Origin of the sequence: Kerstersia sp. (genome assembly GCF_052103615.1) — a bacterium.
In the GTDB taxonomy this organism is placed as follows: Bacteria; Pseudomonadota; Gammaproteobacteria; order Burkholderiales; family Burkholderiaceae_B; genus Kerstersia.
In genome coordinates, this window is record NZ_JBQEKA010000111.1 from 1 (window position 1) to 9,252 (window position 9,252).

Consider the following 9,252-nt stretch of genomic DNA (forward strand, 5'->3'; position numbering starts at 1 on the left):
ATCAGCATGCGGCCCAGGCGGCCGCCCTGCGCGCTGCCGCCCCCATGGCACCCGCGGCGCCTGCCGCACCCGCCAAAGCGGGCACCCCCGCCGCCCCTGCCAACACTCAGGGCGACTGAGGGCAACTGAGGGCAACTACGGACAACTCAGGGCGACTACAGGCAACTAAGCGCCAACCATCGCAATCCGGGCTGGGCTGCTCGTCTGCCCGAAAAAAACGGCCTGTCTGCGCTGGCAGACAGGCCGGATAGCCCTCCCGCCGCACCGATGGCTAATCGTGCGCCGGACCGCGCAGCTGGCGGCGCCAGCGATCTATGCAACGGCTACGGAACGAGCTACAGAGCGGGCTACGGAACTGGCGACAGAGCGGACTAAAGAGCGGACTAAAGAGCGGGCAAGGAAACTGAACCGAGCGGTTCAATTATTGCTGCCCGGTGTAATGTTGCACCAGTTCACGGGCTTCCTGGACCAGCGCCGCACCATCCATGCCTTTGGCGGATACTTCCTGGATCCACTCTTTGGTCACCGGCTCGGTCGCCATTTTCCAGATATCGGTTTGCGCCGCGCTGATGGCATAGACCTCATTTCCCCGGGCAATCGCCAGTTCACGGCCCACCGCATCGGCCGCCTGGAAACGGGCAGCGACCCAGGCGGACATCTCACGCCCGCTATTGGCATCTATCACCTGTTTCTGCCCGGGCGTCAGGCTGTCGTATTTGCGCTGATTCATGACGTAAATCATCGTGGCCGTCGTCATGGCGCTATTGCCTGCCGTTTCAACGCTATAGCGGGTCAGCTCATGGGCCTTGGTCGCCGGCAAGACTTCCCAGGGCACCAGGGCGCCGTCTATCACCCCCTTGGACAGGCTCTCGGCCATCTGCGGCACAGGCATGCCTACCGGCGTCGCCCCCAGCGCGGCCAGGATCTTATTGCCCAGTCTGGAAGGCGCCCGGATCTTCAGGCCGCGCAAATCTTCCAGGGTTTCCACCTTTTTGTCGCGCATGTGCAGCTGATTGGCGCCGTTCACCCAGACAGCCAGGGGTTTGACCCCCTGGAATTCTTTGCCCGCATGTTTTTCCACAAAATCCCAAATGGCGCGCGCAGACGGTTCGTGCGCCGTCGTCAGAAATGGCAGCTCAAACACCTCCGATACCGGAAAGCGGCCAGGGGTATAGCCCGGCAGCGTCCAGACAATATCGGCCACACCGTCTCGCACCTGATTGAAGAGCTGCGCGGAGGTGCCGCCCAATTGCAGCGCCGGGTAAATCTGGCATTTCAGTTCACCCTGGGATTCCGCTTCGATTTTCTCGCACCAGGGCACAATGAAAGTCGTGTGGGCCGCGGATGCCGGGGGCAATTGATGCGCCACCTTGAGCACGACCGGCGCGGCGGTGGCGCTGGCGCCCAACGCCAGCAGACAGACGGCCAGCGCAGATGTTTTGTATGAAATCATGGTTTGTCTCCTTGAATAAACCGCTATGCAGCGGCAGATGCGGTCTCTGAGGACCGCCGTTTTTTGACCATGGATGGTTGAGCAAAAACCTGACACGCCAGCCCCCGGCTGCCGGCCGGGCACTGGCATGGCAGCGTCATGCGCCAGATTCGCCTTGATCCCAAGCGGGTTTGCCCGCGTCCTTGCCCGCAACGGAATACAGCGCGCCGGGCGCATTACGGGTTTGCTGGAATTGCGCCAGTGTTTCCCCCCGCATGGCGGCATAAATATGCAGATTGGAAACCCCGATCACAGCCCCCAGCTTTTCCAGCAGAAAGAAGGAAGCGCCGTAATGGATCAGGCCGCGCCAGTCGCGCTCGCGGATCAGCCGGCACTCTTCGTCGCTCAACGCTGCAGCGCGGAAACATGACTCCTGGTCACGCAGGAAGGCGGCCCGTTGCGCAGGCTGCGTCAGGCCGTGCAGGAACTGGTTGATCCGATAGCCATGCACGCTGCGCGCCAGGTCATAGGGATAGGTGCCCGGCAGAGCGTCAGCCCCGGCCCACTCGCGCGCCATATGTTCACGGTGGCGCGCCAGCGTGGCAGGCAAAGGCTTGGCGGCTGCTTCATTTTCATAAATGGCGGTGGCAATCCCCGTCATGGACGGCAGGTAATAGCTTTGATGCACTTTCCGGATACTGGCCGACAAGGCGCCGCGCATCACCAGCCACATGATGACTTCCGCGCCTTCCAGCCCGCCCAGCTCGGCATATTCGGCCAGCGTCATGCGCGTCAGGTATTCCGGGTCTTTTTCGATCAGCGTCATGAACTGCTCATCCCAGGCCGGATTATTGAATCCGGCGCGTTCGCCGTGCACCTGATGCGATAAGCCCCCGGTCGCCACAATGGCGACACGCAAATCGTCCGGATAGCTTTCGATAGCGCGGCGCAGCGCCTGCCCCAAGCGGTAACACCGGCGCGCCGTTGGAATGGGCGCCTGCAAGACACCGATTTGCAAGGGCACGATAGGCAGCGGCCACGCCGGCTGCGGCGGGCACATAACGGACAACGGCGAGAAGCAGCCATGATCCAGCGCCTTGCCCTGAAAAAACGACATATCGAACTCGTCGCTCATCAGCGACTGCCCCACATGGCGCGCCAGGGCCGGATGTCCGGGCACCGCCGGCAGATCCCTAGGCCCGCCCCCTTCATCCGCGACCTCGTAGCGGTCGCCCACGCCCAGCGCGAACGCGGAATAGTGATCGAAAAAGAAGGACGTCACATGGTCATTGAAAATGAATAGCAACACATCCGGCTGCCGTTCGCGCAGCCACGCCTGAACCGGCGCGAAACCCTCGAAAATAGGCGCCCATACCGGGTCACCGCGCTTATCGCCATCAAAAGCGAAACCGATGGTGGGGGTATGTGATGCGGCAATGGCGCCAATGATCCTGGCCATATTGAAACTCTCCTGTGTCTGGCGGCTGCGGTGCGCTGAAGCACCTGTCATGGCTTGGTATTATTTGCCGTCCGCCCGGCAGCGCACAGATGCTGGTCCGGCTATCGTGATAACCAAATGGAATCCCGGGTTTTCACTCATTCCCTATCCCTCAGCAGGAGCATGCCCATGAAACTGGCTGCATTGCATGCCTTGGTCGCTGCCGTCGAAGAAGGCAGCCTGCGCGGTGCGGCTCGCCGTATCGGCGCATCCCAGCCGGCGCTGACCAAAACCATACGCGAACTGGAACTGGAGCTGGGCAGCTCACTGCTGCTGCGCACCTCACGCGGCGTGCAGGCCACGGCGCAAGGCAAAGTGCTGTATGAACGCGCCCTGAAAGCCACGCGCGAACTCAGTCTCGCCGTCGATGAAATCCACCAGATGCGCGGCCATATGGCCGGTGACCTGCATCTCAGTGCCGTGCCGGTCGCGGTCATGCTGCTGGTGCCGGAATTGCTGCGCACTTTCGGCCAGGCCTATCCGGATGTCCGCCTGCGCGTCAGCGAAGAACTTTATGTCGCGCAATTGCAGCGCCTGCGCACCCAGGAAGTCGATATCACAGTCGGCGGCATTCCCAGCGACCTGCCCCCGGGTGAATTTGTCGTCGAACCCCTGATCCGCACCACCATGGTGCCCACTGCCCGCCTGGGTAGCCGCTGGCTGCAAGCCCGCAGCCTGCAAGACCTGCAACATGCCCGCTGGGTCTTCACCGGGGCCCGGGGCGAGTCCGGCTATGCCCGCGCGCTCTATGAAAGCCATGGCCTGACCGCGCCGCCAGTCGGCGCCATCGTCAATTCAACGCTGGCCCTGCTGTCCCTGGTTGCGACCGGCGACTATGTCGGCCTGATGCCCAGCCAGATCGCCAGCCACCCCCTGGCCGCTCCTTTCATTGCCGTCATCCCGATCGAGGAACACGGCCATGCGCTGGAAATCGGCGCCATTCTGCGCAGCGATGCCGCGCCCTCCCCGCTGCTGCGGCATGTCATGACGCACCTGCACCGGGCAGCGCATCATATCGAACACCCCGGCGCCTAAGCGGCAGCATCGCGCAAGAAACTCGCGGCTAAAGCGCAGCCCGCGCCCAGCCGCTTGCCTGCCGCCGGTTTCAAGACTCCGCCGCCGCGGCCTCTCCCGCTTGCGCCCGGCGCCGCTGCGCCCGCAGCCGCAACTGTCCGGCAATCCCCGCGGGGAAGAAATACACACTGAGCACGAACAGCACACCGAACCAGAGCAGCCAGCGTTCCGGCGCAGCCAGCGCCGCCAGCAAGGACCCTTCCGGCAAGGGCGCGGAAATTGCCTTGAGCACATCCTGCAGATAATTCTGCGCCAGCAAAAAGGCCACAACGCCGACCACGGAGCCGTACAAAGTCCCCATGCCGCCAATCACGCACATCAGCAGAATAAAGACCATCAGCTCGAAGTTCAGTGTGTTTTCCGGGTTGACGTATCGGTTGAACAGGGCAAACAAGGCCCCAGCCAGGCAAGCCAGCAATGAGGCAAAACAAACGGCGGCCGTCCGGTACAGCACCGTCCGGTAACCCAAAGCCTGCGCCCGGAATTCATTTTCCCGAATGGCTTGCAGTACCCGGCCGAAAGGCGAGTTGACGACACGCAGCAGCCCCAGAAACACCACGGCGCTCACCCCGAAGACCAGGTAATACATCAGGATCCTGCCTGTCAGCTTCACCTGGAAGCCAGCCTCGCGCCAGGCCTCGGCCAGGCCTGCGCTGCCGCTCAGCCAGGCGCTCAGAAAGCGCCCTGGGCTCCAGCCGGGCAGCACGGCGTCGCTGAAGCGCCAGGCCGGCCCCAGTTCACGCGGCACGGACACTCGCAGGCCGTCTTCGCCCCCCGTCACGGCATAAAGCTGGTTGACCAGGCTCAGAAAGGCGAATGCCACTGCCAGGGTCACCAGCGCAAAGAAAATCGCCTTGACGCGCAGCGACAGCAGGCCCAGCAGCAAGGACAGCACCAGTGTCAGCAGCAAGGCAGCTGCCAGCCCGATGAAGACCGCGCCTATCGTGCTGTCATAGGCCGTCAATGCCATCGCCACGCCATACGCGCCAATGCCGAAGAACATCGTATGCGCGAACGACACAATCTGGGTATAGCCCAGCATCAGGTCATAGGACGCTACCACAATGATGAAAATACAGATCATCCCCAGCATGGTGAACGCCCGCGTGCCGTCAAACAGAAAAGGCCCCAGCGCCAGGCAGAACAGAATCACTGACAGCAAAACCGCCAGCATGCGGCTGCGCGGCAAATCGGCGGACAACAGATTTTTCAGCATCTCGTTTTCCTATCAGCCTAGACCTTGATGACGGGAATCAGGCCCTGCGGGCGCCACATCAGCACCGCCACCATCAACCCGACCGTCGCCACCGCCGCCAGCCGGGGTTCCAGATAGCCGACATAAAGGTTGATCAGGCCCACCATCATGGCGCCGTAAAAACAGCCGCGAATGGAACCCAGGCCGCCCAGAATGATGACGACGATCACGGAAATCATCAGTTCGTCCCCCATCTGCGGAAAGATGATCTCGCGGTACATCCCCCACATGGCGCCCCCCAGCCCTGCCAGCGCCGAGCCGGCCACAAACACCCCCAGGAACAGCAGGCGAATCCGGTAGCCATGGATTTCCACCATTTCCCGGCTCTCCACGCCCGCGCGGATCAGGATGCCCAGGCGCGTGCGCTCTATCACCCAGCGCAAACCGCCATAGACGGCCAGGCCGACCACGACGGCGGCCAGCCGGTATTTTTCCAGCGCCATGCCCCCTATCACCACGGCACCGCGCAGCACCTCCGGGCGGGGCACCGGTATTTCCCGATGGCCCCAGATGACTTCTATCAATTCAAACACCACGATGGCGCCGCCGACCGTCATCAGGATCTGCTTCAGATGGTCGCCATATACCGGGCGGATCACCAGCCGCTCGAACACCAGGCCCAGACAGGCGGCCAGCAGCGCGCCCAGGCCCAAGGCGCACAGCACCGCCAGCAAATTGGCCGCGGCGGAACTGCTGCGCGCAGCCTCGCCCAGCCACATGCCCAGCACCGTCATGCCGGCAAAGGCGCCTACGGAAATAAACGCGCCATGGGCCAGGTTGAGCACATTCATCAGGCCGAATGTCAGGCTCATGCCGGAGGCCATCAGGAACACCATGGCCCCCATGGCCAAACCGCTGACGGTCAGCACCGCCCAGGTCCTGGGGGCCATCAAGGCCAGCGGCAACAGCAGCATCAGCCCCAGCAGGAACACATGCGGATGGGTTGACGGCAGGCGCAGCAGGCGGCGCAGCAGCGGCGCCCCGGCCTGTTCCTCTACGGTTTTTGTCATGCTTGATGCAGGCATTTTCTATCGCCCCCTGTCACGCTATTGATGAGCGCCCAGCCCGAGGCCCAGCAACTGATGCTGTAGCGCTTCGTCACGGGCCAGGTCAGCCATGCTGCCGGTATGCACAATGCGGCCATCGTTCATGACCGCCACGGATTCGCCCAGACGGCGAGAAAAATTGAAATTCTGCTCCACCAGCAGAATGGATACCCGCTGCGACTTGAGCTGCTCGAAGGCATCGGCCAGATCATTGATGATGGCAGGCGCCAGGCCTTTGGTCGGCTCATCCACCAGCAACAGCTCGCGCGGTTCAATCACCGCCCTGGCAATGGCCAGCATCTGCTTCTGCCCGCCCGACAGGTTGCCTGCGGGGCGGTCCCAGAACTTCTTCAATGGCGGAAACACCCCCAGTATCCATTCCAGCCGGTCGGGGTCCATGGCGCCGCCTATCGCGGCCAGCACCAAATTTTCGCGTACCGTCAGCATGCCGAAAATCCCCATGTTTTCTGGCACGAAGGCAATCCCCCGTCTGGCAATGGCTGGCGTGCTCACACCCTTCAGGCTCTGCCCCTGAAAGCGCAGTTCCCCCTGGGTAATGCTGGTCAGCCCCATGATGGTACGCAGCGTGGTGCTCTTGCCTGCGCCATTACGCCCCAGCAGCACGGTCAGTTCGCCTGCCGGCACCGCCAGGTCCACGCCATGCAGAATATGGTAGCGGCCGATATCCGCATGCACATCCGACAATTGCAGAATGGGCGCCTTGGCGGCTGGGGAATCAAAGGTCTGCGCTGTGCTCATACCGCCCCCGCTGCCGCGCCCAGATAGGCTTCCTGCACCAGCGGCGAGGCGATCACCGCCGCCGGTTCGCCATCGGCCACCAGCTGGCCGTTATGCAGCACCACTATCCGGTCCGCCAAAGCCCGCACCACATCCATTTTGTGCTCCACCAGCAAAATCACCTTGTTCTGCCTGCGCTTGATGTCTGCAATCAAATCAAGAATGACAGGCACCTCATCCACACTCATGCCCGCCGTCGGCTCGTCGAACATAAAGACTTCCGGTTCCAGCGCCAGCATCAGGGCCACTTCAAGCTTGCGCTGATCGCCATGAGACAGGCTGACCACGGCGGCATCAGCGCGCTGGCCCAGGTTGACCTGCTCCAGGTAGGCCGCTGCGCGCTCGCTGATATCACGCCGCCGTGCCGCCATCTGCCAGAAAATATGGCCGATGCGGTGGCGCGCGGCCACAGCCAGCCGCACGTTTTCCTGCGCCGACAGGTTGGGAAACAGATTGGTCAATTGGAAAGCCCGCCCCAGGCCGCGGTCGGCGCGCGCGGCAGCACCCAAGGCCGTCACGTCTTCACCTTGCACCCAGACACTGCCTGCGCTGGCCCGCAACTGGCCGGAAATCAGATTGAACCAGGTCGTTTTCCCTGCCCCGTTAGGGCCGACGATGGCTGTCAGCGTGCCGGCATGAAATGCGCAGGACACCTGGTCCACCGCAGTGTGCCCGCCGAAGCGTATCGTCAGGCCGCGAGTTTCCAGGACCGGTGCGGCGGCACTGGCGCTCTTTTGCCTGGACATGGCATATCTCCTGAACGAAGCAATGCAAAAGTGCCGGACACCAGCGGCGCCCGGCGGCGGATTCAACGCGTGTTGCGCACAGGAATATTCATTTCTTCGAGCGGAATCTCGCGGACCAGCTCAGGCACGCCCGCCGTCACGGCGCGGTCGGCAAACCAATCCTTGCGGTCCTCGCGCTTGATGCGAAAGTGGTACATGGATTGCAAGGCTTGCTGGTCTTCCGGACGGATCAGCATCTCTCCCTTGGGCGTATCAAACCGCAGGCCGGAGAAGGCCTTGAGCAAGGCTTCCGTATCGCTGTTGCCGCCGCTCTTTTCCAAGGCCGCCACGATGGCCATGGCCTGGGCAAAGCCCTGGGTGGTGAAGAAATCCGGCGCAGCCTGGTAACGCTAGAAATGCTCGGCGACAAACCAGTCATTGATCGGATTTTTCGGCGATTCGAAATAATAGAACCCGGCCCCTTCCATGCCCTCCAGGTCCGCATACGGCACCAAGGCCGGCAGGATATTGCCGCCAGCCGCCAGGCGGATGCCATGACGTTCGGGCTGCAAATCCTGAATACGCGCCAACGGGCTGGTCGCGCCCGCCCAAATGGCAAAAATGAACTTTCCTTGCTCACAATCCTGGCGGTTTTCCAGGGCGCCAAACAAACGCTGCGCGGCAGCGGTAAAATCCGTGGCGTCGGTCGGCAGATATTCCTCGTGGACCAGTTTCCCACCCGTCGGTGCCAGCGCTTCACGATAGGCGGCAACACCATCGCGGCCAAACGCGTAATCCTGCGCGATGGTGGCAATACAGACGCCGGGCTTGCCCAGGGCGACGGCATTGGAAACCGCATCCTGCGAGGAATTGCGCCCGACGCGTACCACGTAGCGGTTCCATGACGCGCCGGTAATGGCGTCTGCGACCCCCTCGGGCATGATGACTCGTTCATATTCTTCCGCAATCGGCAGCGTCGCCAGCGCGACTCCGGAAGCCACCGGGCCGACGACAATATGCGCATCGTCCTCGGCATAGGCTTCCTCCACCAGCGTCCTGGCGCGCGCGGGATCGCCCTGGCTGTCCTTGCTGCTCAGAACGATAGGCCTGCCCGCCGCTTCCATGCTGCCCTGCGTGGCATATTCAAAGCCCATTTTCATGCCTGTGTTCAACTGTTGCGCATAAGCAGATAAGGGGCCGCTAAAGTCAGTAACATGTACTACCCGGAATGGATCCGCAGCAAGAGCATGGCCGCTCAGGGCGAACAGCCCCAGCAGCATGGCGGCACGGCAGGACAGGCGCTTCATGGGCAAGTCTCCTCGTCTGGGGCATCCAGTACCGGCGGACTGCCACGCGACCCCTTGGGCAAGCTACCGAAACATGAATACCTAGTCATGTTTTCTTTTAATGACAGATGGTTGTAT

General features: G+C 62.4%; 7 protein-coding genes and 1 pseudogene. 1 reads left to right on the plus strand and 7 read right to left on the minus strand.

Annotation, left to right across the window (positions count from 1 at the left end; all coding sequences use genetic code 11):
• Positions 1–421: 421 nt before the first annotated feature.
• Both ACTJGZ_RS14990 and ACTJGZ_RS14995 read right to left on the minus strand, forming a co-directional pair.
• A complete protein-coding gene (locus ACTJGZ_RS14990; protein ID WP_441663706.1) occupies positions 422–1,453 on the minus strand; it encodes a TRAP transporter substrate-binding protein in 1,032 nt (343 codons plus the stop codon).
• 136 nt (positions 1,454–1,589) lie between these two features.
• Complete coding sequence (locus ACTJGZ_RS14995) at positions 1,590–2,891, minus strand: gallate dioxygenase (RefSeq protein WP_441663707.1); 1,302 nt, start codon at positions 2,889–2,891, stop codon at positions 1,590–1,592.
• Between the two features lie 168 nt (positions 2,892–3,059).
• Here ACTJGZ_RS14995 and ACTJGZ_RS15000 point away from each other — a divergent pair, with 168 nt between their 5' ends.
• Positions 3,060–3,965 carry a LysR family transcriptional regulator gene (locus ACTJGZ_RS15000; protein WP_441663708.1) on the plus strand — a complete coding sequence of 302 codons (906 nt, stop codon included), beginning with the start codon at positions 3,060–3,062 and terminating at the stop codon, positions 3,963–3,965.
• Positions 3,966–4,035: 70 nt separating this feature from the next.
• On the opposite strand, the gene ACTJGZ_RS15005 is transcribed toward ACTJGZ_RS15000, so the two are convergent.
• From ACTJGZ_RS15005 to ACTJGZ_RS15025, 5 genes and pseudogenes are all read right to left on the minus strand, one after another.
• A complete protein-coding gene (locus tag ACTJGZ_RS15005) occupies positions 4,036–5,220 on the minus strand; it encodes a branched-chain amino acid ABC transporter permease (protein WP_441663709.1) in 1,185 nt (394 codons plus the stop codon).
• Positions 5,221–5,237: 17 nt separating this feature from the next.
• The gene (locus ACTJGZ_RS15010; RefSeq protein WP_441663710.1) at positions 5,238–6,269 is read right to left on the minus strand and encodes a branched-chain amino acid ABC transporter permease; all 1,032 of its coding nucleotides are present in this window, start codon (positions 6,267–6,269) and stop codon (positions 5,238–5,240) included.
• 36 nt (positions 6,270–6,305) lie between these two features.
• The gene (locus tag ACTJGZ_RS15015; RefSeq protein ID WP_441663711.1) at positions 6,306–7,064 is read right to left on the minus strand and encodes an ABC transporter ATP-binding protein; all 759 of its coding nucleotides are present in this window, start codon (positions 7,062–7,064) and stop codon (positions 6,306–6,308) included.
• Complete coding sequence (locus tag ACTJGZ_RS15020; RefSeq protein WP_441663712.1) at positions 7,061–7,849, minus strand: ABC transporter ATP-binding protein; 789 nt, start codon at positions 7,847–7,849, stop codon at positions 7,061–7,063. Before ACTJGZ_RS15020 ends, ACTJGZ_RS15015 begins: the two co-directional genes overlap by 4 nt.
• A gap of 62 nt (positions 7,850–7,911) precedes the next feature.
• Positions 7,912–9,135: pseudogene (locus ACTJGZ_RS15025) on the minus strand (substrate-binding domain-containing protein).
• Positions 9,136–9,252 lie beyond the last annotated feature (117 nt).